Raw genomic sequence first — 25,389 nt, forward strand, 5'->3', positions numbered from 1 at the left:
CACTACAATCCACGTCACGGGTGCGACGGCCGCCTCCCGATGCACCCTTTCCCCCCAGTCAGTCTTGCACGACGCCGTGCCAGCGCCGCCGCGCCGGCACGGCTCATCCCAGGAGACAACGATGCAAGTTCAACCGTACCTGACGTTCTACGGTCGCGCCGACGAAGCCCTTCAGTTCTACGAAAAGGCACTCGGCGCGAAGACGATGTTCAAGATGCACTTCAAGGACGCCCCGCCGAATCCCGATTACCCGATGTCGCCGGAGATGGCCGACAAGGTCATGCACGCGAGCTTCACGATCGGCGACTCGATGATCATGTGCTCGGACGGCGATTGCAGCCAGCCGGCGGGCGCCGCGCATGCCGGCTATTCGCTGTCGCTGAACCCGGCGACGGTCGACGAAGGCCAGAAGCTGTTCAATGCGCTCGCCGACGGCGGCGAAGTGACGATGCCGTTCGGCAAGACGTTCTGGGCGCTCGGCTTCGGGATGGCGAAGGATCGTTTCGGCGTGCACTGGATGGTCAACGTCGAGGACCTGTCGCAGCGCGAGGATCTCGCGAAACGCGCGCAGGGCTGACGCAAAACGAACGCCCGCCACCTTGCGGTAGCGGGCGTTTTCGTTGCCGGGCAGCCACGTAATGCGTCGTGCGCGGCGAGCGGCCGTGCAGCGGCCGTATCAGCCCTCGACGACGTCCAGATAATCCTCCGGCCGCGTGCGATCCTCCGCATGCGCCATGCCCATCACCCGCACCAGCACACTCACCGCCACCGATACCACCAGGTTCACGACCAGCGACCACACGGCCGCATAACCGGGGATCGCGAGACCGAACAGGTGGATCGTGAAGATCGAGCTGGCCAGCTTCAGCGAAATCGCCATCCACGTACCGCACACGATGCCGGCCGCCCAGCCGGCCAGCAAGCCGCGATGGTCGAGCACGCGCGTGTACAGGCCGAGCACGATCGCCGGCAGCGTCTGGATGATCCAGATCCCGCCGAGCAGTTGCAGCTGGATCGCGTAGGTCAGCGGCAGCCCGAGGATGAACGCCACCGCGCCGACCTTCACGATCAGCGACACGAGCTTCGCGACGTGCGTTTCCTGGTCGTGCGACATGTTGCGGTTCACGAACTCGCGGTGGATGTTGCGCGTGTACAGGTTGGCGGCCGCGATCGACATGATCGCCGCCGGCACCAGCGCGCCGATGCCGATCGCCGCGAACGCGACGCCGACGAACCACGACGGGAAATACTCGAGGAACAGCGCGGGCACCGCGAAGTTCGGGCCGAACGCCTTGAAGTACGGCGCGTACTGCGGCATGTCCTTCACGCCGGAGGCGAGCGCCATGTAGCCGAGCAGCGCGAGCAGGCCGAGCACGAACGAGTATGCGGGCAGCATCGCCATGTTGCGGCGGATCGAGTTGCCCGACGACGACGACAGGATCGCCGTGACCGAGTGCGGATACAGGAACAGCGCGAGCGCCGAGCCGATCGCGAGCGTCGCGTACGCGCTGTAGCCGTTCAGGCTCGTCGCGTCCGGCGCCTTCAGCAGCAGCTTCGCGGGCGGCACCGCGGAGAAGATGTGCCCGAAGCCGCCGAGCTTCGCGGGGATCACGATGACCGCGGCCGCGATCGTGACGTAGATCAGCACGTCCTTCACGATCGCGATCATCGCGGGCGCACGCAGCCCCGACGTGTACGTGTACGCGGCGAGGATCGCGAACGCGATGATCAGCGGCAGATCGCCGACGAAGCCGGTCGTGTCGAAGCCGAGCGCGCCGATCACCACCTCGATGCCGACCAGTTGCAGCGCGATGTACGGCATCGTCGCGACGATGCCCGTCACCGCGATCGCAAGCGCCAACATCCGGCTGCCGTAGCGTGCGTTGACGAAATCGGCGGCCGTCACGTAGCCGTGCCGCTTCGCGATGCTCCACAGTTTCGGGAACACGACGAACGCGAACGGATAGATCAGGATCGTGTACGGCAGCGCGAAGAAGCCCATCGCGCCGGCGCCGAATACGAGCGCGGGCACCGCGACGAACGTGTAGGCCGTATAGAGGTCGCCGCCGAGCAGGAACCACGTGACGATCGTGCCGAAGCGGCGTCCGCCGAGGCCCCATTCGTCGAGATGAGCGAGATCGCCGCGCCGCCAGTTCGCGGCCAGGAAACCGATGATCGTGACGCCGATGAACAGCAGGACGAAGACGAAGGTCGCGCCGAGATTCATTGCGCACCTCCTTGCGTGCCGCTCGCCTTCCACGCGTTCTTGGTCTTGAAATACACGAACGCGGTGATCACCGCGCTGATGAAGACCCAAAGCAACTGGTACCAGTAGAAAAACGGAAAACCGAGCCATTGCGGTTCGATCTTGCTGTACGACGGCACCCAGACCATCGCGATCAGCGGCAGTACCAGCAGCCAGAGCCAGCGCTTGGCGGCCCGGTTGGCGTCGGCATCGTGAGCCATGACGTCTCCTCTTGTTTCCCGGTTATCGATCTTGTTGAGCGGGTACGGCACCGAGAGGAGCGGCAAAACGGGTAGGCTGCGGCTCCCCTGGCTTCGCGCCAGTATAGGAGCCGCGAGCACGCGGTCAAGCAGGGGCGAACCCGAGGTGATCCGCCCCTTGTCGCGGGTTGCACCGGCCTGCCGCCGGTGCATCCGGCGTCAGATCGCGAACGCGGTGTCGCGTGCGCCGGTCGTTGCTTTCAAAGCTTTCACCCACTTGCGCGCGGGCAGCTTCAGCGTGTCCTCGATCAGCTTCGCCCGGGCGTCGAGCTGCGCGAACGGCACGTCGAGCGCGGGGCCCGAAAACGCGATCGCGATGCGGTTGCCGTCGTGTACTTCGGGCAGCGCGATCACGCGGTGATCGAACGCCGCGTTCAGGTGCTTCATGTTGCGCACGAAGCTCGGATGATCGCCGAACAGGTTGATCGTCGCGATGCCGGCATCGGCCAGGCAGCCGCGCACCGCGCGGTAGAACGCGACGCTGTCGAGCACGGGGCCGCGCGCGGTCGCATCGTACAGGTCGATCTGGATCGCGCCGGTCGTGCCGCGGTTGGCCGGATCGTTGACGAAGTCCCAGGCGTCGGCTTCGTGCACGACGAGGCGCGCGTCGTCGGGCGGCAGCGCGAACATCGTGCGCGCGGCAACGATCACGGCCGGGTTCAGCTCGACGGCCTCGACCTTCGCGTGCGGCAGGAAACGGTGCGAGAACTTGGTCAGCGCGCCGGTGCCGAGCCCGAGCTGGACGATCCGCTCGGGCGTTTCGAGGAACAGCAGCCACGCCATCATCTGCTGCGCGTATTCAAGCTCGATGTGCAGCGGCTTCGAGATCCGCATCGCGCCCTGCACCCACTCGGTGCCGAAGTGCAGGAAGCGCACGCCGCCTTCTTCGGAGAACGTAACGGGCGCGAAGCGCGGCTTGCGCGGCGCTTCGAGCACCGGCACGTCGTCGTGCTCGTCGATGTCCGGGCGGCGCTTCACGCGCGGCGGCTGGAGTTTTTCGGAGCCGTTGTAGGCGGACGCCTTGCGTTGCTTGAACGCGCGCGCCTCGGCGGACGCGCGCTTGATCAGTCGGGTCATGATGATTGAATCTCGCTGGGTGACGCTGGATGAGCGGACGAGAGGATAGCATTGGTGGGAAACGGAGGCCGCGACGAACGCGCGGCCCTGCGTGACGCCGAATCACGTCGGCGCTACGCTGCACTTGCGGATCACGGGAGCGCGCATGACCTCGAACGACAGGAAGATCTGGTTTCCAGCGAAGCGCTACGGCTGGGGATGGGGATTGCCGGTGGCGTGGCAGGGCTGGGTCGTGCTGCTGCTGTTCGCGTTCGGGATCGTCGCGAGCGCGTGGCTGCTGCCGCCGCAACGCTCGCCGGTCGCGTACGGCGCGTGCATCGTGGTGCTGGTCGCCCTGCTCACCGCGGTGTGCTGGATCAAGGGCGAGAGACCGCGGTGGCGCTGGGGCAACGACGATTGAGCGTCGCCGGCAACGGCGCGCGACGGGCGCCATGCGTGCCTGCGGCCGGTACGTGCCGATGTCCCAGTCCATTCGACTGCTGATACGACGACCGTCGAAATCCACGAACCCGCCGCCAGCCTGATTCGCAGACGTGACCGGTCATTTACTTTCTTGCAATAAAAAGGCCGTTCGGTCGACCGAACCTATGCCAAACTGAAACGGCATTCGGGGAGGCTCATAGCGGCCATGACGCACACTGCGACGGACCACGCATCGCCAGATCGCCGGGGATGGCTCTCCCGAGAGCGGCTCGTGCTGTACAGCGCGGCCATCCTGCTGTTTCAGCTCGCGTTGCTGGGTATCTGGGCATTTTCGTGCTGGGTGCTGCATCTCCCCGGCGTGCCGCCTCCCGGCATCGACTTCCGGGTTTTCTGGAGCGCGTCCTTCGTGTCGCTCCACAGCGGGCCGCTCGCTGCCTTCGACCTTCATCAGATGTTCGCGGCGGAAGCCCGCTTGCTGCCGGATTGGCCGCCCGCGCGGATCGCCGCGCCGTGGGTTTATCCGCCGACCTTCCAGTTGCTGGTGTATCCGCTGGCGTTGCTGCCCTACGCCGCTTCGTACGGCCTGTTCGTCGGCATCGGCATCGCTGTCGCGCTGGCGGCGTGCACGCTCACGATGAAGGATCGCCCGCTGCCGTGGATCGCGCTCATCGCGTTCCCCGGCATCTGGGTCGCGACGATCTGCGGCCAGAATTCATTGCTGACCCTGGCGTGCGCCGCCGGCGCGCTGGGATGGCTCGAACGACGTCCGGTCGCCGCCGGCGTATGCGCTGGCCTGCTCGTCATCAAGCCGCAGCTCGCGCTCCTGTTCCCGGTGCTGTTCCTCTGCGGCGGACATGTCCGCGCGGTTGGCGCGATGGCCGTCACGGCCGCGCTGTTCTGCGCGGTCAGCGCGCTGGTGCTCGGCGTGCCGCCGTGGATGCGTTTTTTCGACACGCTGTCGTGGTTCAGCCACTTGATCCTGGCGAACAACGCCGGCGGAATCTGGAACGCGATGCCGACGCCGTTCGCGATGTCGCGACGGTCGGGCGCCAGTCTGCCGACCGCCTTTGCCGTGCAGGCGGCCGTCGCGATACCGGCCGTCGTTGCGACCGCGGGTCTATGGGCGAGGAAGAAGCATGCCGACCTGTGCGCGGCGGCGGCGATCGTTGCGACGCTGCTGACGCAGCCGTACCTCGTCTACTACGATCTCGCGTGGCTGCTGCTCGCGATCATTTACATGTGCAGGTACGACCGGGCAACCCGCGCGCTCGGGCGGGTGGACCATGCGGTCATGGCGTTGGCGTGGGTCCTGCCGGGCCTTTCGTTTTTCTTCGTGTTCAAGCCCGCGATGGGACAACCGGGCGCCGTCCTGTTGCCGATTTTGCTGATCCTGATCGTCTACCGCGCCTTGCATCCGCGCGCGGCTGACGCGAGAACCCCGGTTGCCGTACGACAGTCGCCCGGCTAGCGCGGCGACGCTCCGACGCGACGCTATCGAACGGCGATCGCGCGCCACTGCGCGAGCTTCTGCTCGAACGACAGCATCGCATTCGCCGGGCTCGACGACGGCAACACGAGCGTCTCGTATCCGGCCTGGCCGATCACGTCCGCGAACCGCCCCGCCGTCTTGCCGTTGAAGCACACGCGCTTCAGCAACGGCGCATGCTCGCGCAGCGACGCGAAGTCGTTCGGCTTCGCATTGCGAATCGCGGAATCGAGACTGCCCTGACGATGGCACGCATCGAGCACATCCCAGATGCCGATGCCGTGCGACAGCACGCGCGCGAGCCGCGCGTCGTACGGCAGTTCATGCAGCGTCGGCTCGCCGAGCACCGCGCCGAGCAGCCGCCAGAACTGGTTGCGCGGATGCGCGTAGTACTGCGCGGCGTCGAGCGACGCCTCGCCCGGAAAGCTGCCGAGAATCATCGTGTGCGTATGCGGCGCGACGACCGGCGGAAAGCCCTGCAGCATCACGCGCCTCCGTGCGGCCCGACCGACCCCGGCCCGTCGCCGTGCGCGGCGAGATGGCGCCACAGCGCCGGCAGCATGCACTCGGTGACCATCAGCGGCTTGCCGTGACGCTGGAACACCGAGCGGCGCGCGGCAAACGCATGCGGCGCACGCGCGCCCTGCAATGCATGGCTCGCGAGCGCATACAGCGGATGACCGGCGATCACGCGCCGGCTCACGAGCGCCGAGCGCTCGACCTGCGGATCGCTGTACAGCAGCTCCGCGAGCGGCCGCGTGCGCAGCCGCCGCATGGCCTGCCACACGCCCTTGCTGGCCGCGAGCGGCGCAATGCTGTGCGCGGCGACGTACGGCGTGCCGTCGACCGACAGGATCACCTCGCGCACCCACATCGGCGCGCGCGGCGAACTGGCGAGCGCGTCCGGCTCGTCGAACCACGGCGAATCGACGGCCTCGCGCGTCACGCGCACGTTCACGCGGCCGAGCCGCGCGAGGTGCGCGGTCAGCGATCCGCCGCGCGTCAGCCAGTCGCGCTGGTCGAGCGTGCAGCCAGGCCGCGGCGTCTCGCGCCAGCCGGCCTGGGCGCCGTCGAATCGCATGCGCGCGTTCACGCGGCGCGCGACAGCAGCAGCGCGTTGGTCCGCTTCACGAAGCTCGCCGGATCGTCGAGCATGCCGCCTTCGGCCAGCAGCGCCTGATCGAACAGCAGATGGCACCAGTCGCCGAAATCGGCGCTGTCGGCGTTCAGCTGCTTCACGAGCGCGTGCTCGGGATTGATCTCGAGGATCGGCTGCATCGCCGGCGCGTTCTGGCCGGCCGCCTTCAGCATCCGCTGCAGATAGCCGCTCATGTCGTTGTCGTCCGCGACGAGGCACGACGGCGAATCGGTCAGGCGGAACGTGACGCGCACTTCCTTCACCTTGTCGCCGAGCGCTTCCTTCATCTTCTCGACGACCAGCTTGATCGCCTCGCCGGCCTGCTCCTGCGCCTTCTTCTCCTCGTCGTTCAGCTCGCCGAGATCGAGATCGCCGCGGGCCACGCTCGCGAGCGGCTTGCCGTCGAATTCGTGCAGGAACGACAGCATCCATTCGTCGACGCGGTCGGTCAGCAGCAGCACCTCGACACCCTTCTTGCGGAACACTTCGAGATGCGGGCTGTTCTTCGCGGCCTGCCAGGTATCGGCGGTCACGTAGTAGATCTTGCTCTGCTCGGGCTTCATGCGCGACACGTAGTCGGCGAGCGACACGTCCTGCGCGTCGGTGTCGCCGTGCGTCGACGCGAAGCGCAGCAGCTTCGCGATGCGCTCGCGGTTCGCGTGATCCTCGCCGAGGCCCTCCTTCAGCACCTGGCCGAACGCGCCCCAGAACGTCTTGTACTTCTCCTTGCCGGCATCCTCTTCCGCGTTCGCGAGTTCCTCGAGCATCGACAGCGCGCGCTTGGTCACGCCCTCGCGGATCGCCTTCACGTCGCGGCTTTCCTGCAGGATTTCACGCGACACGTTCAGCGGCAGGTCGGCCGAATCGACCACGCCCTTCACGAAGCGCAGGTATTGCGGCAGCAGTTGCTCGGCGTCGTCCATGATGAATACGCGCTTCACGTACAGCTTCAGGCCGCCGCGATAGTCGCGGTTCCACAGGTCGAACGGCGCGTGCGCCGGCACGAACAGCAGCTGCGTGTATTCGCTGCGACCCTCGACGCGGTTGTGCGTCCACGTGAGCGGATCCTGGTGATCGTGCGCGATGTGCTGGTAGAACTGCGTGTACTGCTCGTCGGTGACGTCGCTCTTCGAACGCGTCCACAGCGCGCTCGCCTGGTTGACGGTTTCGTCCTCGTCCTTCAGGACCATCTCGCCCTTTTCCTGATCCCACTCTTCCTTGCGCATCAGGATCGGCAGCGCGATGTGGTCGGAGTACTTCTGGATGATCGACTTCAGGCGGTGCGACGACAGCAGGTCGTCCTCGCCTTCGCGCAGGTGCAGCGTGATCGTCGTGCCGCGCTGCGCGCGCTCGATCGCGTCGATCGTGAAATCGCCCTCGCCGGCGCTTTCCCAGCGCACGGCCTGGTTCGCCGGCAGGCCCGCGCGGCGCGTCTCGACGGTGATCTTGTCGGCGACGATGAAGCCCGAGTAGAAGCCCACGCCGAACTGGCCGATCAGCGCCGCATCCTTCTGCTGGTCGCCCGACAGCTTCGTGAAGAATTCCTTGGTGCCCGACCGCGCGATCGTGCCGAGGTTCGCGATCGCCTCGTCGCGGCTCATGCCGATGCCGTTGTCGTCGATCGTGATCGTGCGCGCGGCCTTGTCGTAGCCGATGCGGATGCGCAGGTTCGGATCGTTCTCGTACAACGCGTTGTCCGCGAGCCCCTCGAAACGCAGCTTGTCGGCCGCGTCGGACGCGTTCGACACCAGTTCGCGCAGGAAGATTTCCTTGTTGCTGTAGAGCGAATGGATCATCAGGTGGAGGAGTTGCTTGACCTCTGCCTGAAAGCTCATCGTTTCGTGTGCCATGGATGCTGTTTCCTCTTACTAGAACTGAAAAGGGGTGACGCCGGCGCCCGGCGCGCGATGCCGGCGGCCCCGCGAAAGACGGCGCGTCCGGGACGGCGCGTCCGGGACGGCCCGTGTGGGACGGCCCGTGTGGGACGGCCCGTGTGGGACGACCGCCTGGCGCCGGCGGTTTGCGCGCGTATCTGGGGACGGCTCGGACAATTTCAAGAGCCGGCCTTGCCGCGCCGCGTCACGACGCGCGCCGCACCGCCGAGTCGATATAGCTCGCCAGCAGCCCCGGCAGCGCCGGATCGCCGCAGTTCGCGACGTTGAAGCGCATCCACGTGGACGGCGACTGCTGCGGCGAGAACAAGCTGCCCGGCGTCAGCAGGAAGCCGGCTTCGTGCGCGACCGCCGCGAGCGCGTCCGAATCGACGCCCGTGTCGGCCCACAGGAACATCCCGGCCGCGGGCATCGTGAAGAGCCCGAGCCCGGTGCGCTCGAGCATCCGCGCGGTCTTGTCGCGCACGCCGTCGAGCCGGGCGCGCAGCCGCTCGACGTGGCGCCGGTAATGCCCTTCGGTCAGGATCTTGTACAACACGCGCTCGTTGAGCTCGGGCGTGGTCATCCCGACCAGCATCTTCTGGTCGGTGATCGCTTTCGCGATTTCCGGCGCGCACGCGACGTAGCCGACCCGCAGGTTCGCCGCGAGTGTCTTCGAATAGCTGCCGAGATAGATCACGCGCTTCAGCTGGTCGAGGCTCGCGAGGCGCGTGGCCGGATAGCTGGGCGGGCACAGGTCGCCGTATATGTCGTCCTCGACGACCAGGAAATCGTAGGCCTCCGCGAGCTTGAGGATCCGGAACGCCTGCGCGGCCGACAGCGATGTGCCGGTCGGGTTCTGCAGCACCGAATTGATCACGAGCATCTTCGGCCGCCACATCTGCACCAGGGTTTCGAGCGCGTCGAGGTCGGGGCCGTCGGGCGTATACGGCATCCCGACGAGCTGCGCGCCCTGCGCCGCGAAACGGCCGAACATCTGGAACCACGCGGGATCGCCGACGATCACCGCATCGCCCGGGCGCATGTAGATCCGCGAGATCAGGTCGATCGCCTGCGTGATGCCCGACACCAGCACGATCTGTTCGGGCTTCGCGCCGATCTCGACTTCGGCGAGACGCGTCTGCAGTTGCTGGCGCAGCGGCAGGAAACCCTGCGCGGTGCCGAAACCGAGCATCTGCGCGCCCGACTGGCGCCCGAGCGCGCGCAGCGCGCCGGTGATCAGCTCGCCGTCGAGCCAGCGCCCCGGCAGGTAGCCGAGGCCGGGACCCTTCTCCGGGCTGACGGTATGCAGCATGTTGCGCAGCAGCCAGACGACGTCGATCGTGTTGTGCACGGGCGCGGCCTCGGCCACCCGCGCGACGCTGTCGGCCGGCTGCGGGCCGGCGCCCGTGCGCTCGCGCACGTAGAAGCCGGAGCCGCGCCGCGAGTCGAGGTAACCCTGCGCGACGAGGCGCTCGTAGGCCTCGACGACGGTGAAGCGCGACACGCTCTTGTCGAGCGCGAGCTTGCGGATCGACGGCATGCGCATGCCGGGACGGAACACGCGTTCGTCGATACGCCGCCGCGCCCACTGGACCAGCTGGTCGACGAGCGTGAGCGTGGCCGTGTCGTGCGGCGCGGGAATCTGGGCGAGTGGGACGGTGGACATGGGCGGCAGCTCCAACTGTACCGAAGGCTATCGCGCCGATTGTACCGTTACTGTGCCGGTAGCGACGATTACAGTTGACCGGAATGGCGATCGTGCGGCCGCCGTTGCGGCCCCGCCGCACCCGGCGCTGCGCCCGCCGGCCCGCCGTCCGCCTACCATGACACTTTCGCTTCCCGACCGACGCTCATGCCAGCCCGCTCCCTGACACTCGACCATCTCGTGATTGCCGCGCGCACCCTCGACGAAGGCGTGCGCCATGTCGCCGACGCACTCGGCATCGAGCCGGCCGGCGGCGGCCGCCATCCGCTGATGCGGACCCACAATGCGCTGTTCGGCGCGTGGGGCGGGCTCTACCTCGAAGTAATCGCGATCGACCCCGATGCGCCCGCGCCGGACGACGGCACGAAGCCGCCGCGCGCGCGGCTGTTCGGGCTCGACGATCCGGCGCTCCAGGCGCGGCTCGCGCAGGGCCCGTTTCTCGCGCACTGGGTGGCGCGCGTCGACCGCCCGCGCCAGCTTGCGTTGTGGCAGCGCCAGTACCCGGCGCGCATCGCGCCCGTCGTCGCGATGCGGCGCGGCGACCTGAGCTGGGGCCTCACGGTGCCCGACGACGGCAGCTTCCCCGCATGGCAAGGCGCCGGCGACGGCCTCGTGCCGTCGCTGATCCAGTGGGACAGCCCGCGTCATCCGGCCGAATCGCTGCCGGCCGACGGCGTCGCGCTGAAGGCGCTCAAGGGCGTCCACCCGCACGCGGATACGGTCCGCGAGCAACTCGACTGGCTCGGCGCCGCGCACCTGCTCGACCTCGAATCGACCGACGGTCCGCCGGCGCTGGCCGCCGAATTCGACACGCCGCACGGCGCACGCACGCTGCGCTGACCGCCCCGCCGCTTTCCCGACGACAACGACCTGCACGACGGAGACACCCACGACATGAATTCGCGCGAAACCCGGGGCATGCTGCTCGGCCTCATCGGCGTGATGATCTTCAGCCTGACGCTGCCGATGACGCGCATCGTCGTATCCGAGCTCAATCCGCTGCTCAACGGGCTCGGCCGCGCGCTCGCCGCCGCCGTGCCGGCCGGCCTGCTGCTGTGGTGGCGCCGCGAGCCGCTGCCGAGCCGCGCGCAACTGAAAAGCCTCGCAATCACGTCGGCCGGCGTGATCATCGCGTATCCGGTGTTCTCGGCCTGGGCGATGAAATCGGTGCCCGCCTCGCACGGCGCGGTGGTCAACGGCTTGCAGCCGCTGTTCGTCGCGCTGTATGCGGCCTGGCTGTCGCACGAACGGCCGTCGAAGGCGTTCTGGGCCAGCGCGGTGGCCGGCAGCGCGCTCGTGATCGCGTTCGCGCTGCGCGACGGTGGCGGCACCGTGCAGGCCGGCGACGCGCTGATGCTCGTCGCGGTCGGCATCGGCGCGCTCGGCTATGCGGAAGGCGCGCGCCTCGCGCGCCAGATCGGCGGCTGGCAGGTGATCTGCTGGGCGCTCGTCGTGTCGGCGCCGTTCCTCGTGCTGCCGGTCGGCTGGCTCGCGTGGATGCAGCACGCCGCGCATCCGGGCCCGCTCGCGCTGCGCACGTGGCTCGCGTTCGGCTACGTGACCCTCTTTTCGCAATTCATCGGCTTTTTCGCGTGGTATGCGGGGCTCGCGATGGGCGGCATCGCGCGGGTCGGCCAGGTGCAACTGCTGCAGATTTTCTTCACGATCGCCTTTTCCGCGCTGCTGTTCGGCGAAACGGTCACGTCGTCGACGTGGCTGTTCGCGGCCGCCGTGATCGCGACCGTGGTGCTCGGGCGCCGCTCGGCGGTCGCCACGGCCCCGCGTCCCGCTCGCGCCGGCTGAACAGCTGCGCCATAATGGACGTTTTGCCTGATCGGTTTGCCCACCCGGCCGCGAAGGCTTCATCGCGTTCGCGCTCGCCCACCCGGCGGCGTCGAAGCGATTCGCCCGAACGACCTTTCTTGACTGACCACGATATCCGAACGAGGAGACTATGAATCCGAGCGACCTGCATCCGCCGCACTGGCAGCTTTCCGAACGCGCCCGCAAGCTGACGAGCTCTGCGATCCGCGAGATCCTGAAGGTCACGGAACGCCCCGAGGTCATCTCGTTCGCCGGCGGCCTGCCCGCCCCCGCGACGTTCCCGGCGGAACGCATGCGCGCCGCCGCCGACCGCGTGCTGCGCGACGCGCCGGCCGCCGCGCTCCAGTACAGCGCGACCGAAGGCTACCTGCCGCTGCGCGAATGGATCGCCGAGCGCTACAGCGTGCGCGTGTCGCAGGTGCTGATCACGACCGGCTCGCAGCAGGCGCTCGACCTGCTCGGCAAGGCGCTGATCGACCCGAACAGCCCGATCCTCGTCGAAACGCCGACCTACCTCGGCGCGCTGCAATCGTTCTCGCTGTACGAGCCGCGCTACGTGCAGGTGCCGACCGACGAGCAGGGCCTGCTGCCGGAAGGCCTCACGCCCGGACTCACGCAAGGCGCGCGCCTGCTGTACGCGCAGCCGAACTTCCAGAACCCGACCGGCCGCCGCCTGCCCGTCGAGCGCCGCCGCGCGCTCGCCGCGTTCGCGCAGACGAGCCCGTTCCCGGTGCTCGAGGACGATCCGTACGGCGCGCTGAACTACCAGGGCGAGCCGCTGCCGACGATGCTGTCGATGGCGCCCGACCACGTCGTGCACCTCGGCACGTTCTCGAAGGTGCTCGCGCCGGGCCTGCGGATCGGCTACATCATCGCGCCCGAGGAACTCCACTTCAAGCTCGTGCAGGCCAAGCAGGCCACCGACCTGCACACGCCGACGCTCACGCAGCGCATCGCGCACGAAGTGATCAAGGACGGCTTCCTCGACGAGCACATCCCGACGATCCGCGCGCTCTACAGCGCGCAGTGCGACGCGATGCTCGGCGCGCTCGCGCGCCACATGCCGGAAGGCGTCACGTGGAACCGCCCGGAAGGCGGGATGTTCATCTGGGTGAACCTGCCCGCGCAGATCGACAGCATGAAGCTGCTCGCCGCGGCCGTCGACAACCACGTCGCCTTCGTGCCGGGCGCGCCGTTCTTCGCGGAGAACGCGCAGCAGAACACGCTGCGCCTGTCGTTCGTGACGGTGCCGCCCGAGAAGATCGAGGAAGGCGTCGCGCGCCTCGGCAAGCTGCTGCGCGAGCGCCTCTGATCCCCTTTTTCCTGTCACGACTCTCTACGAGGAATCGAACACATGGCTAACGTCTACGACAAACTGAAATCGCTCGGCATCGAACTCCCGACCGCCGGCGCCCCGGCTGCCGCCTACGTGATGAGCGCGCAAAGCGGCAACACGGTCTACCTGTCGGGCCACATCGCGAAGAAGGACGGCAAGGTCTGGGCCGGCAAGCTCGGCGCGGATCTGCAAACGGAAGACGGCAAGGCCGCGGCCCGCTCGATCGCGATCGACCTGCTCGCGACGCTGCACGCGCACACCGGCGACCTGAACAAGGTCACGCGCATCGTCAAGCTGATGAGCCTCGTCAACTCGACGCTCGACTTCACCGAACAGCACGTCGTGACGAACGGCGCGTCGGAGCTGATCGCGGAAGTGTTCGGCGACGCGGGCAAGCATGCGCGCTCGGCATTCGGCGTCGCGCAGATCCCGCTCGGCGCGTGCGTCGAGATCGAACTGATCGCCGAAGTCGCGTAACGGGCGCGTCGCGATGTCCGGCCGTCTCGTTCGTTTCAAGCAGGTCGACGTGTTCACGTCGGCGCCGTTCAAGGGCAATCCGCTTGCCGTGGTGTTCGACGCCGATTCGCTCGGCGACGACGCCATGCTCGAGATCGCCCGCTGGACGAACCTGTCGGAAACGACGTTTCTCTGCACGCCCACCGATCCGGAAGCCGACTATCGCGTGCGGATCTTCACGACGGGCGGCGAACTGCCGTTCGCCGGTCACCCGACGCTCGGCACCGCGCATGCGTTCCTCGAAAGCGGCGCGCGGCCGCGCACGCCGGGCCGGCTGATCCAGCAGTGCGGAGTCGGCCGGGTCGCGCTGCGCGAGCAGGCCGACGGCTGGGCGTTCGCCGCGCCGCCGGCACGCGTCACGCCGCTCGACCGTTCGGACTACGCGGTACTGGCCGCCGCGCTGCGCAGCGACGCGCTCGACCTCGATGCCGAGCCGTGCGCGGTCGACAACGGCGCGCCGTGGCTGGTCGTGCGGCTGAAGTCGGCCGATGCGTGCATCGGCCTGTCGCCCGATCCGGCCGCGCTGGCCGCGCTCACCCGGCGTTACGGCGTGGACGGCCTCGCCGCCTACGCGCCGCATGCCGAAGGCGGCCCCGCGACGTTCGAGATCCGCTGCCTGATGACGGGCGGCCAGTTCGGCACGCCCGGCGAGGACCCCGTCACCGGCAGCGCGAACGCCGCGCTGGCCGGACTGCTGACGCGCCAGGCACGCCGCCCCGGCCCGTCGTATACGGCCCGCCAGGGCACGGCGATCGGCCGCGACGGCCGCATCTTCGTCAGCTACGACGAAGACGGCACGACCTGGATCGGCGGCCGCGTCGTCACGGTCGTCGACGGCACGTTTCGGTCACCCGACTGACATTTCGCGATGTGCGATGGCGCCGGCTCGTCCGGCGCCCTACGCTTCACCCAACTATCGCAAAAACGTTCCAGCCAGTAATATCGGGCCTAATCCGTTGTTTCGGAGGTCTGTCCATGGTTGCGCGTCCCGCGAACGAACAGACGTCGGGACAATCCGAACCATAGCCGGCCATCCAGACGGATGGCGCACGCGAGCAGGACGCCGCCCTCTTCGATGAGCTCCGCCCGGTCCAACCACACGCCGCCGAACCGGCCGCTGCGCGCGCCGCGCAAATCGCGCCGGCGTGCGCTGTTTGCCATCCCGCTGCTCGGGATGCTGGCGCTCGCGCTGCTGTGGGCCGTGATCATCGCGCGTCTGTCCGTCGAAAAGGACAGCGCGTACAAGGAAGCGGCGGCCTCCGCGGCGATCCTGTCGTCCGCGCTCGAGCAGCATACGGTCAAGGCGATCCACCAGGTCGACCAGATCACCCGCTTCGTCAAGTTCGAATTCGAGAAATCGCCGGCGCGCTTCAATCTCGCGAGCGCCGTCGAGAAAGGCGTCGTGCCGAGCGACACGCTGATCCAGGTGTCGCTCGTCAACGCGAAGGGCATCCTGTTCGCGAACACCGCCGAACTCCATCCGCAGCCGATCAACCTGTCCGACCGCGAGCACTTCAAGGTCCACCTCGCGCACAACGACGATCGCCTGTTCATCAGCAAGCCGGTGCTCGGCCGCGTGTCGAGCCACTGGACGCTGCAGATGACGCGGCGCCTGAACAACCCGGACGGCACCTTCGCGGGCATCGTCGTGGTGTCGGAAGACCCGAGCTACTTCACGAACGATTTCTACAACAACGCGGCCATCGGCAAGGAAGGCGTGATCGCGGTCGTGTCCGACACGGGCGCGGTGCTCGCGCGGCGCACGGGGTCGGTCAACAACGCGCCGGGCGCGTTTTCGGCCTCGGGCGTCTACCCGATCGCGGAGCGCGTGACCGGCACGATCATCGATCCGATCGACGGCGTGACGCGCATCGTGTCGTACCGCCACCTCGACGGCTACCCGCTCGCCGTGATGGTCGGGCTGTCGCAGACGGAAGAGTTCGCGGACTACACGCACACGCGCAACGTCTACCTGCTGATGACGAGCTTCATCACGCTCGCGATGCTCGCGTTCTTCGGCGTCGCGACGGGCCTGATCGGCAAGCTGCTCGGCCGCGAGCGCGAAATGACGCAGCTCGCCGAATACGACCTGCTCACCGGCCTCGCGAACCGCTATGCGACGCTGCGCGGGCTGCGCAACGACGTGTCGATGCCCGCGAGCCTGTCGCGGCTCGGCCTGCTGTTCATCGATCTCGACAACTTCAAGACCGTCAACGACACGCTCGGCCACAACGCCGGCGACATCGTGCTGCAGATGACCGCATCGCGCCTCGCCGACGCGGTCGACGACGAAGGCTCGCTCGCGCGCATCGGCGGCGACGAGTTCGTGGTCGTGATGAAGGGCGACGACGTCGAGCGGCGCGCGGTGCGGCTCGCGGAAGCGATCATCCGGATGTTCAGCGAGCCGTTCGACGTACGCGGCAGCTCGTTCGTGCTGCATGCGAGCATCGGCATCGCGCTGCACACCGTCGCGAACGAAAGCGAGATCGACCTGTTGAAAAAGGCCGACCTCGCGATGTACAGCGCGAAGGACGCCGGCAAGAACTGCTACCAGTTCTATGCGCCGCACCTGTCGCACCGCGCCGACCACCTGATGCGCTGGGAGCAGCAGTTGCGCGTCGCGCTCGCCGAGGGGCAGCTGTTCCTCGCGTACCAGCCGAAGATCGACCTCACGCACCGCACGATCACCGGCTTCGAGGCGCTGGCACGCTGGGATCACCCCGAGCACGGCGTCATCTCCGCGAACGAATTCATTTCGATCGCCGAATCGACCGGCCTGATCGTGCCGATCGGCGACTTCGTGATCCGCACCGCGTGCGAGCAGATCGCGCGCTGGCGCGACGAAGGCCACGACACGCTGACGCTCGCGGTCAACATCTCGCCCGTGCAGTTCTGGCGCGGCGACCTGATCGAGACGATCTCGCAGGCGCTGCAGGACACCGGCATCGACGCGAACCGGCTCGAGATCGAGATCACCGAAACCGCGATGATGGAATATCCGGAGCTCGTGTCCGAAAAGATCGTCGCGCTGAAAAAGCTCGGCATCCGGATCGCGCTGGACGATTTCGGCACCGGCTATTCGTCGCTGTCGTACCTGCACCGCTTCTCCGTCGACACGCTGAAGGTCGACCGCTCGTTCGTGCAGGCGATCCCGAACGATCGCAGCGTGTGCGTGATGGTGTCGTCGATCGTGCATCTCGCGCGCTCGCTCGGGCTGACCGTCGTCGTCGAGGGCACGGAGACCGAGGAGCAGATCACGTGGCTGTCCGCGCTCGGCGAAATCGAGGCGCAGGGCTTCCTGTTCTCGCGCCCGGTGCCGGCCGACGCGATTCCCGCGCTGATCGCACGCTTCGGCGTGCGCGGCGATCGTCCGAACGTCGTCGCGCATCGCGCGACCGGCAGCACCGGCGCCTGAACAGCCGCACCGCTGCTGCCGCGGCGCGCGTTGCGCACCGCCGCAATTGTTTCGTGTTCCGATCCGATCGTTTAGTTCATTAACTGGTGTTTTCGCGCATGGCAGTGTCATGATGCGCGGCGGACAATCGGGAGGGCCGACGTGTCGGCGGGCCGCCGGCACGGCCCTACGCGAGAGATCCGGCCCTGCGCCAACCACACAATCATGACAACCGTCGAAGTCGAAGCGACCACGCGTGTCGAAGAGGCACCCGCATCCCTGTGGGCCTTGTTCAAGGTCGTCGCCGGCATTTCGGCCGTCTCGTGGGGCGGGCTTTCGATGATGGCGCAACTCGAACGCCATTACGTGGAGCGGCTGCAGCGCATCGAGCCGCACGTTTTCGGCGATCTCGTCGCGCTCGCGTGGCTCGTACCGGGCCCCGTCGGCTGCAACGTTGCCGTGCAGGTCGGGCAGACGCTGCACGGCCGTGCCGGCGCATGGGTCGCCGGCATGGCGAGCGTGCTGCCGTTCTCGATCCTGATGACGCTGTTCGCGATCTTCTATCAGACGCCGCTCGTGCGCTCGCTTGCCGCGCCGATGCTGATCAATCACTTCGGGATGGTGCTCGCCGCGCTGATCGGCGTCACGTGGGTCAAGCAGTTGCGCTCGCTCGCGCGCACGCGGCTCGAACAGGCGATCGCCGCGCTCTCGACGATTCTGCTCGCTTTCGCGCATAGTCCGGCCGCTTTCGTCGGGATTCTGTTCGCCGCGTTTGCAGCGGGCTGGCTGACGGGGCCGCCGCAACGCGACGCGGTCGATTTCACGCTGTCGAAGCGCGACCGCAGCCTACTCGTGCTGCTCGGCGTGCTGGTGCTGCTGTTCGCGGTGCCGTTGCCCGGCGATTACCAGGCGCAATTGCTGTGGCCGCGGCTCGCGGGCGCCGGCATGACGCTGTTCGGCGGCGGCTTCTCCGCGCTGCCGGTGCTCAAGACGCTGTTCGTCTCGCCGGCGACCGGCATCTCCGATCACGACTTCACGCTGGCGTTCGCGCTGTCGCCGGTCGCGCCGGGGCCGTTGCTGAACGTGGTGCCGTTTCTCGGCTACCTGACCGACGGCTGGGTCGGCGCGCTGCTCGCCACCGCCGCGCTGTTCATTCCGTCGGGATGCCTCGTCGTGTTCGCGCAGAACCACCTGCTCCGGCTCAAGCGCCATTCGCGCTTCGAGCACGGGATGCGCCTGCTGCGCGCGGCGACGACGGGCTTTCTCGTGGTCGCCGTCGTCAAGATCCTGCATCGCGAACCGGCCGACCCGGTTTACTGGCTGACGGGCGCCTTCGCGACGCTGTGCTTCACGCGCTTCAAGGTGCCCGTTTATGCCGTATACGGCGCGGTCGCCGTGGCCTGCAGCGTGTGGCTGTGGGCCGCCGCGCACTGACGGGCGGCGGCCGTCGCGCTGCCCGGCCGGGTTCGCCTCACCGGCTCAACCGGCCCGCATCGCGACCCGGCGTGCCATCCAGCGGGCGCGCAGCGCGTCGTACGCGAGGTTGAAGCAGAACGTGTAAGGCAGGAAGAACAGCACGATGCCCAGGTCGAGCAGCAGCGCCTCGACGAGGCTCACGTTCAGCCACCATGCGGCCACCGGCACCACCATCGCGACGAGGCCGAGTTCGAACATCACCGCATGCGCGATCCGCATGCCGAGCGTGCGCGACAACCCAGCCCGCCGCTCGAAGCGGTCGAACAGCGCGTTGAAGGTCATGTTCCACGCCATCGCGATCAGCGACACCATCACCGTCAGCACGCCGACGTGCGACACCGGCATGTCGAGCAGCCACGCGCCGATCGGCGCGCACAGCGCGATCGCCACCAGTTCGAACGTCAGCGCGTGCAGCAGGCGCTCCGTCACCGTTTTGTTGATCTGTTTCATGATTCGCTCCAATGCGTTACCTGATCCATGGCGGCCATTTTGATCGGCAATACCGTATGAATCCAGTTTGATATCATCGGCTTTACCGATATATCACCGCCTGGAGCACTGCATGCACCACGCCCCCGAAGCCCTGCTCGCATTCGCCGAAGCGGCGCTGCTCGGCTCGTTCACGGCCGCCGCGCGCAAGCTCGGCAAGCGCCAGTCGACCGTGTCGGAAGCGATTGCGAACCTCGAAATCGATCTGGGCGTGCAGTTGTTCGATCGCTCGACGCGCACGCCGACGCTCACCGACGCCGGCCGCGCGCTGCTGCCGCAGGTACAGCGCGCGCTCGAGGCCAGCGCGGCGATCGACCGCACGGCCGCCCGGCTCGCGCACGGCGAGGAAGCGCGGCTCACGCTCGTCGTCTCCGATACGTACCAGTCGAAGCGCTACGAAGAGACGCTGATGGCGCTCGAACGGCGCTTTCCGGCGCTCGAGCTCGAATGCCAGATCGCCGAGCACGACGACGTGCTCGACCTGATCCAGCAAGGCCGTGCGCAACTCGGGCTGATGGCCGCGCGCGCGGCCTACCCGGCCGATATCGGCGCGGCGACGGTGGCGGAGGAATCGGAGATCGGACTGTTCGTCGGCCGCACGCACGCGCTTGCCGAATACGGCGACGCCGAGGTGCCGCACGCGGCGCTGCGCGACGTGCGCGAACTGCGCCTCAATACCTACGTGAAGACGGAAGGTCGCGGCACCGACGACCGGATCGTCGTCGGCACGCAGCACTGGCTGGCGCCGAGCTACCTGATGCTGCTGGAGATGGCGGTGCTGGGGTTCGGCTGGGCGGAACTGCCGCGCTGGATGGTCGAGCACTTCGCGCGCGACCGCCTGTGCGAGCTGCGCTCGCGCGGCTGGCCGCGCCGCGTGCGGGTGGATGCGGTGTGGTCGCGCAACCGGCCGCTCGGGCCGGCCGGTTCATGGCTGCTCGACGCGATGCTGGCCGCGTAGCGCCGCGTGCCGCCAGGCCCGCGGCGACCCGGCAGCGGCCGGACGCCGGCCGGTCAGAAACCGCGCGACAGCACGGCCGCGCCGATCGTGACGACGCCGAGCACGAGATTCACGACGACGAGCAGGCGTACCGCGTTCACCGCGCGCGCGCCGTCCGGCCAGTTCTGCGCCTGCACCGCACGGCGAATGCGCGGGAACAGCGCGAAGCGGATGTGCCCGAAGATCAGCATCATCACGACGCCGAGCCCGGCCATCGCATGCAGCGACCACGTCGCGTGTGCGCCGCCGAAGCTCGTCAGCAGGAAACCGCCGGACAGCAGGATCACGATCACGGCCCCCGACACCCAGTTGAAGAAGCGGCCGAACACGCCTTCGATCAGCGGCAACCGCAACTGCGGCGACAGGTCGGACAGCGCCGGGCGCAGGCAGAAGTGCGCGAAGACCATCCCGCCCACCCACACGGCGACGGCCAGCAGGTGAAGAAACAGCGCGACGGCAACGGCGTGGGACATGGCGACGATCCTGTATGAGGGGGGGGCAGCGAACGGCCGCGTCGCGCGCGGCATCAAGCGACGTTCGACCAGCCAGTCGCGTCGCGGTTCAGACCCTCGGCGCGATTTCACACTATTTTGCAAATTCCGCGTGACAGCGCCACGCTTGCTTACCCGAATCCCCGCGTCAAAAAAAGAAAAAGCCGCACGGCCGCCGAAGCGGACGTGCGGCCTTCGATCGCGGCCGAACCGTCGAACCGGACGATCCGGACGCCCCGCGCGGCGTCAGCCGAGCAGCGGGCGCAGCTCGTTGACGACCTTGAGCTTCGTCTCCGGCGTGCGGCCCTTGCGTGCGCGCTTGCCGATGTGCGGCGCGAGCCCGGCGTACGACAGCGTGTCGTCCTGCGCCTTGCCGCCGCGGCCGGTGCCGATCAGCACGACGCCGGCCGGATCGATCGCCAGCGCCTGCACGAGCGTTTCCTTGTCGTCGAGCGCCATCAGGATCACGCCGCGGCCGCCGCCGGACAGCGTCTTCATCTCGTCCATCCCGAACACCAGCAAGCGCCCGCCGCTCGACAGGCACGCGACCTGCGTCGCGTTCGGCAGCACCGGCATCGGCGCGAGCGGCACCGCGCCCGCATCGATCGTCATGAAGGACTTGCCGGCCTTCACGCGGCTCACCATGTCGCCGACCTTCGCGAGGAAGCCGAAGCCGTTGCTCGACGCGAGCAGCAACTGCTGGTCGGCCGGCGCCGCGTAGTAGTGCATCAGGTGCGAGCCCGATTCGAGCTCGATCAGCGACGTGACCGGCACGCCGTCGCCGCGCCCGCCCGGCAGCACCGACACGTCGACCGAATACACGCGGCCGCTGCTGCCCCATGCGATCAGGCGATCCGGCGTGCGGCACTGGAACGCCGCGTACAGGTGGTCGCCTGCCTTGAACGTGAAGCCGGCCGGGTCGAGCCCGTGGCCCTTCAGCGCGCGCACCCAGCCCTTCTGCGACACGACGACCGTCACCGGCTCGTCGACCACCTTCGCCTCGAACGTCGCGCGCTTTTCCTGCTGGATCAGCGTGCGGCGATCGTCGCCGTACTGCTTCGCGTCGGCCTCGATCTCCTTGATCATCAGCCGCTTCATCGCGCTGTCGTTGGCGAGCAGCTCCTCGAGCTTCGCCTTCTCGTCGCGCAGCGCTTCGAGTTCCTTCTCGATCTTGATCTTCTCGAGCCGCGCGAGCTGGCGCAGGCGGATTTCGAGAATGTCCTCGGCCTGCCGCTCGCTGAGGCCGAACGCGCTCATCAGCGCGGCCTTCGGCTCGTCCGACTCGCGGATGATGCGGATCACCTCGTCGATGTTCAGGAAGACGATCATCCGCCCTTCGAGGATGTGGATGCGGTCGTCGACCTTCGCGAGACGATGGCGGCAACGGCGCGTCATCGTCAGCTGGCGGAACTTCACCCATTCGTCGAGGATCGTCAGCAGGCCCTTCTGGCCCGGCCGGCCATCCGCGCCGATCATCACGAGGTTCAGCGTCGCGTTCGATTCGAGGCTCGTGTACGCGAGCAGCGTGTTCACGAATTCCGTCTGGTCGATCGTGCGCGACTTCGGCTCGAACACGAGCCGCACCGCCGCTTCCTTGCCCGACTCGTCGCGCACCGCGTCGAGCAGGTCGAGCATCGCCTTCTTCGTGTTGAGCTGCTCGGGCGTCAGCGTCTTCTTGCCGAGCTTGAGCTTCGGGTTGGTCAGTTCCTCGATTTCCTCGAGCACCTTCTGGCCCGACGTGTTCGGCGGCAGTTCGGTCACGACGAGCTGCCACTGGCCGCGCGCGAGATCCTCGATCTTCCACTTCGCGCGCACCTTCAGGCTGCCGCGCCCCGTTTCGTACGCCGCCGAGATTTCGGTGTCGCTCGAGATGATCTGGCCGCCGCCGGGGAAATCCGGACCGGGAATCAGGCTCATCAGCTCCGCGTGCGTGAGCTTCGGATTGCGGATCAGCGCGACCGCCGCGGCCGCGACTTCGCGCAGGTTGTGCGACGGGATTTCGGTCGCGAGGCCGACCGCGATGCCCGACGCGCCGTTCAGCAGCACGAACGGCATGCGGCTCGGCAGCGTCTTCGGCTCCTCGAACGAGCCGTCGTAGTTCGGCATGAAGTCGACCGTGCCCTGGTCGATCTCGTCGAGCAGCAGCTTCGCGATCGGCGTGAGGCGCGCTTCCGTGTAACGCATCGCCGCCGCGCCGTCGCCGTCGCGCGAGCCGAAGTTGCCCTGCCCGTCGATCAGCGGGTAGCGCAGCGAGAAATCCTGCGCGAGCCGCACGAGCGCGTCGTACGCCGACTGGTCGCCGTGCGGATGGTATTTACCGAGCACGTCGCCGACCACGCGCGCCGACTTCACCGGCTTCGCGTCCGGGCCAAGACCCATTTCGTTCATCGCGAACAGGATCCGGCGCTGCACCGGCTTCTGGCCGTCGCACACGTCGGGCAGCGCGCGGCTCTTCACGACGCTGACCGCGTAGCTGAGATACGCCTGCTCCGCGTAATTGCCGAGCGTCAGCGCTTCGGCATCCGGTGCATCGGACCCGGCAAAGAGATCGGAAGTATTGTCGTCCATCTGAATTCCGTATTCGTAAGTGGCGTGAGGCCGGGCCGGGCGTCATGCCCGGCCGCGCGGATGCTCCGCTTAAATGTCCGCTTCGACGTCGTTGCCCTTTTCCTCGAGCCAGCCGCGCCGCGCGGCTGCCTCGCCCTTGCCCATCAGCATCGTCATCCGCGCGACCGTCGCCTCGTAGTCGAGCTCGCCGAGCTTCACCGGCATCAGGCGGCGCGTGTCGGGGTTCATCGTCGTGTCCCACAACTGCTCGGCGCTCATTTCGCCAAGACCCTTGAAGCGGCTGATGCTCCACTGCGTGTCGCGCACGCCGTCCTTGCGCAGCTTGTCGAGGATCGCCTCGAGCTCGCCGTCGTCGAGCGCATAGAGCTTCTGTGCGGGCTTCTTGCCGCGCGCGGGCGCATCGACGCGGAACAGCGGCGGGCGCGCGACGTACACGTGGCCGCGCTCGATCAGCTGCGGGAAATGCTTGAAGAACAGCGTGAGCAGCAGCACCTGGATGTGCGAGCCGTCGACGTCCGCGTCCGACAGGATGCAGATCTTGCCGTAGCGCAGGTTCGACAGGTCGACGCCGTCGTCCGGGCTGTGCGGATCGACGCCGATCGCGACCGAGATGTCGTGCACCTCGTTGTTCGCGAACAGGCGGTCGCGCTCGGTTTCCCACGTGTTCAGCACCTTGCCGCGCAGCGGCAGGATCGCCTGGTATTCCTTGTCGCGGCCCATCTTCGCGGAGCCGCCCGCCGAGTCGCCCTCGACGAGGAACAGTTCGTTGCGCGCGATATCTTCGGTCTCGCAGTCCGTCAGCTTGCCGGGCAGCACCGCGACGCCCGAGCTCTTGCGCTTCTCGACCTTCTGGCCCGCGCGCGTGCGCGCCTGCGCCTGCTTGATCACGAGTTCGGCGAGCTTCTTGCCGTGCTCGACGTGCTGGTTCAGCCACAGTTCGAGCGCCGGACGCGAGAACGACGACACGAGCTTCACCGCGTCGCGGCTGTTCAGCCGCTCCTTGATCTGCCCCTGGAACTGCGGATCGAGCACCTTCGCGGACAGCACGAAGGACACGCGCGCGAACACGTCTTCCGCGAGCAGCTTCACGCCCTTCGGCTGCAGGTTGTGCAGCTCGACGAAGCTCTTCACCGCCTGGTAGAGACCGTCGCGCAGGCCCGACTCGTGCGTGCCGCCGGCCGGCGTCGGAATCAGGTTCACGTACGACTCGCGCACGAGCGAACCTTCCTCGCTCCATGCGACGACCCACGACGCGCCTTCGCCCTCGGCGAAGGTTTCGTCGGTCGAACGCGAATCGGCGAAACGCTCGCCTTCGAACAGCGGGATCAGCAGCTCGCTGCCGTTCATTTCGTCGAGCAGGTAGCCGCGCAGGCCGTCTTCGTACTTCCACGTCTGGCGCTCGCCCGTCTTTTCGTTGACGAGCACGACCTCGACGCCCGGCAGCAGCACCGCCTTCGAGCGCAACAGACGCTGCAGCTCGCCGAGCGGCAGGTTCGGCGAATCGAAGTATTTCGGATTCGGCCACACCTGCACGCGCGTGCCGGATTTCTTCTCGCCGCGGCCCGCCGCCTGCGTCGCGAGCGGCTTGACCACGTCGCCTTCCGCGAAGCCGAGCTCGGCCATCTTGCCGTCGCGCCACACCGTCACGTCGAGTCGCGTCGCGAGTGCGTTCGTCACCGATACGCCGACGCCGTGCAGGCCGCCCGAGAATGTATACGCGCCGCCCGCGGCCTTGTCGAACTTGCCGCCCGCGTGCAGGCGCGTGAACACGATCTCGACGACCGGCACGCCTTCTTCGGGATGCATGCCGAACGGGATGCCGCGGCCGTCGTCCTCGACCGAGACCGACTGGTCGGCGTGCAGCGTGACCGTGATCTGCTTGCCGTAGCCGCCGAGCGCCTCGTCGGACGCGTTGTCGATGACTTCCTGGATGATGTGCAGCGGATTCTCGGTACGGGTGTACATGCCGGGCCGCTGCTTGACCGGCTCGAGACCCTTGAGCACCTTGATCGATGCTTCGCTATAGGCCGCGCTGGGTTTCTTCGTTGACATAGGCGCTGAATTTCGTCATTCATCGGGACGTTGTCCAC

Annotated in this window: 22 protein-coding genes; 11 read left to right on the top strand and 11 right to left on the bottom strand. The window is 67.7% G+C overall.

The features are described from left to right. Positions 1–121: 121 nt before the first annotated feature. A complete protein-coding gene (locus tag KU887_RS12540) occupies positions 122–577 on the top strand; it encodes a VOC family protein (protein ID WP_006490663.1) in 456 nt (151 codons plus the stop codon). 99 nt (positions 578–676) lie between these two features. On the opposite strand, the gene mctP is transcribed toward KU887_RS12540, so the two are convergent. From mctP to KU887_RS12555, 3 genes are all read right to left on the bottom strand, one after another. Then, positions 677–2,227, bottom strand: coding sequence for a monocarboxylate uptake permease MctP (gene mctP, locus KU887_RS12545; RefSeq protein ID WP_006490666.1), 1,551 nt, complete (start codon positions 2,225–2,227; stop codon positions 677–679). Further along, entirely contained in the window at positions 2,224–2,466 is a 243-nt protein-coding gene (locus KU887_RS12550) for a DUF3311 domain-containing protein (RefSeq protein WP_006490660.1), read from the bottom strand. The genes mctP and KU887_RS12550 overlap by 4 nt, the downstream gene beginning before the upstream one ends. 198 nt (positions 2,467–2,664) lie before the next feature. Further along, positions 2,665–3,582: a spermidine synthase gene (locus KU887_RS12555; protein ID WP_034201486.1), complete on the bottom strand. Its 918-nt coding sequence runs from the start codon at positions 3,580–3,582 to the stop codon at positions 2,665–2,667. A 145-nt stretch (positions 3,583–3,727) separates the two neighbouring features. On the opposite strand from KU887_RS12555, the gene KU887_RS12560 reads away from it, so the two are divergent. After that, entirely contained in the window at positions 3,728–3,982 is a 255-nt protein-coding gene (locus KU887_RS12560; RefSeq protein ID WP_006497065.1) for a hypothetical protein, read from the top strand. 294 nt (positions 3,983–4,276) lie between these two features. Continuing rightward, positions 4,277–5,473, top strand: a complete 1,197-nt coding sequence (locus tag KU887_RS12565; protein WP_258250084.1) for a glycosyltransferase family 87 protein — start codon at positions 4,277–4,279, stop codon at positions 5,471–5,473. 23 nt (positions 5,474–5,496) lie between these two features. Here KU887_RS12565 and KU887_RS12570 read toward each other — a convergent pair whose 3' ends face one another. From KU887_RS12570 to KU887_RS12585, 4 genes are all read right to left on the bottom strand, one after another. Beyond that, complete coding sequence (locus KU887_RS12570) at positions 5,497–5,976, bottom strand: DNA-deoxyinosine glycosylase (RefSeq protein ID WP_006490664.1); 480 nt, start codon at positions 5,974–5,976, stop codon at positions 5,497–5,499. After that, a complete protein-coding gene (locus tag KU887_RS12575; protein WP_006493701.1) occupies positions 5,976–6,572 on the bottom strand; it encodes a chorismate lyase in 597 nt (198 codons plus the stop codon). The genes KU887_RS12570 and KU887_RS12575 overlap by 1 nt, the downstream gene beginning before the upstream one ends. A gap of 8 nt (positions 6,573–6,580) precedes the next feature. Beyond that, positions 6,581–8,479, bottom strand: a complete 1,899-nt coding sequence (htpG, locus tag KU887_RS12580) for a molecular chaperone HtpG (protein WP_258250085.1) — start codon at positions 8,477–8,479, stop codon at positions 6,581–6,583. 229 nt (positions 8,480–8,708) lie between these two features. Then, the gene (locus tag KU887_RS12585) at positions 8,709–10,169 is read right to left on the bottom strand and encodes a PLP-dependent aminotransferase family protein (protein WP_006483766.1); all 1,461 of its coding nucleotides are present in this window, start codon (positions 10,167–10,169) and stop codon (positions 8,709–8,711) included. 186 nt (positions 10,170–10,355) lie between these two features. Between KU887_RS12585 and KU887_RS12590 the strand changes: the two genes are divergently transcribed. The 7 genes from KU887_RS12590 to KU887_RS12620 all read left to right on the top strand — a co-directional run bounded on the left by KU887_RS12590 (position 10,356) and on the right by KU887_RS12620 (position 18,712). Continuing rightward, complete coding sequence (locus tag KU887_RS12590) at positions 10,356–11,048, top strand: VOC family protein (RefSeq protein WP_006494064.1); 693 nt, start codon at positions 10,356–10,358, stop codon at positions 11,046–11,048. A gap of 54 nt (positions 11,049–11,102) precedes the next feature. Then, positions 11,103–12,011, top strand: a complete 909-nt coding sequence (locus tag KU887_RS12595; RefSeq protein WP_006497072.1) for a DMT family transporter — start codon at positions 11,103–11,105, stop codon at positions 12,009–12,011. Between the two features lie 151 nt (positions 12,012–12,162). Continuing rightward, complete coding sequence (locus tag KU887_RS12600; protein WP_006497073.1) at positions 12,163–13,344, top strand: PLP-dependent aminotransferase family protein; 1,182 nt, start codon at positions 12,163–12,165, stop codon at positions 13,342–13,344. A gap of 42 nt (positions 13,345–13,386) precedes the next feature. Continuing rightward, on the top strand, positions 13,387–13,845 hold the full coding sequence (locus tag KU887_RS12605) for a RidA family protein (RefSeq protein ID WP_006478174.1): 459 nt from the start codon (positions 13,387–13,389) through the stop codon (positions 13,843–13,845). A gap of 13 nt (positions 13,846–13,858) precedes the next feature. Continuing rightward, positions 13,859–14,743 (top strand): PhzF family phenazine biosynthesis protein, encoded by an 885-nt coding sequence (locus KU887_RS12610; protein WP_048984612.1) that lies wholly within the window; start codon positions 13,859–13,861, stop codon positions 14,741–14,743. A gap of 216 nt (positions 14,744–14,959) precedes the next feature. After that, positions 14,960–17,299 carry an EAL domain-containing protein gene (locus tag KU887_RS12615; RefSeq protein ID WP_258250086.1) on the top strand — a complete coding sequence of 780 codons (2,340 nt, stop codon included), beginning with the start codon at positions 14,960–14,962 and terminating at the stop codon, positions 17,297–17,299. A gap of 204 nt (positions 17,300–17,503) precedes the next feature. After that, the gene (locus KU887_RS12620) at positions 17,504–18,712 is read left to right on the top strand and encodes a chromate transporter (RefSeq protein ID WP_006487623.1); all 1,209 of its coding nucleotides are present in this window, start codon (positions 17,504–17,506) and stop codon (positions 18,710–18,712) included. 45 nt (positions 18,713–18,757) lie between these two features. Here KU887_RS12620 and KU887_RS12625 read toward each other — a convergent pair whose 3' ends face one another. Beyond that, positions 18,758–19,204: a multidrug/biocide efflux PACE transporter gene (locus KU887_RS12625; RefSeq protein ID WP_034201481.1), complete on the bottom strand. Its 447-nt coding sequence runs from the start codon at positions 19,202–19,204 to the stop codon at positions 18,758–18,760. 112 nt (positions 19,205–19,316) lie between these two features. Between KU887_RS12625 and KU887_RS12630 the strand changes: the two genes are divergently transcribed. Continuing rightward, positions 19,317–20,201, top strand: a complete 885-nt coding sequence (locus tag KU887_RS12630; protein ID WP_059721361.1) for a LysR family transcriptional regulator — start codon at positions 19,317–19,319, stop codon at positions 20,199–20,201. Between the two features lie 53 nt (positions 20,202–20,254). On the opposite strand, the gene KU887_RS12635 is transcribed toward KU887_RS12630, so the two are convergent. The 3 genes from KU887_RS12635 to parE form a co-directional block, all read right to left on the bottom strand. Further along, the gene (locus KU887_RS12635) at positions 20,255–20,713 is read right to left on the bottom strand and encodes a CopD family protein (protein WP_006487629.1); all 459 of its coding nucleotides are present in this window, start codon (positions 20,711–20,713) and stop codon (positions 20,255–20,257) included. A 264-nt stretch (positions 20,714–20,977) separates the two neighbouring features. Beyond that, positions 20,978–23,299: a DNA topoisomerase IV subunit A gene (gene parC, locus KU887_RS12640; RefSeq protein WP_006487625.1), complete on the bottom strand. Its 2,322-nt coding sequence runs from the start codon at positions 23,297–23,299 to the stop codon at positions 20,978–20,980. A 69-nt stretch (positions 23,300–23,368) separates the two neighbouring features. Next, a complete protein-coding gene (parE, locus tag KU887_RS12645) occupies positions 23,369–25,351 on the bottom strand; it encodes a DNA topoisomerase IV subunit B (RefSeq protein ID WP_006497076.1) in 1,983 nt (660 codons plus the stop codon). Positions 25,352–25,389 lie beyond the last annotated feature (38 nt).

The organism is Burkholderia sp. EMB26, assembly GCF_024730645.1.
Classification (GTDB): domain Bacteria; phylum Pseudomonadota; class Gammaproteobacteria; order Burkholderiales; family Burkholderiaceae; genus Burkholderia; species Burkholderia cenocepacia.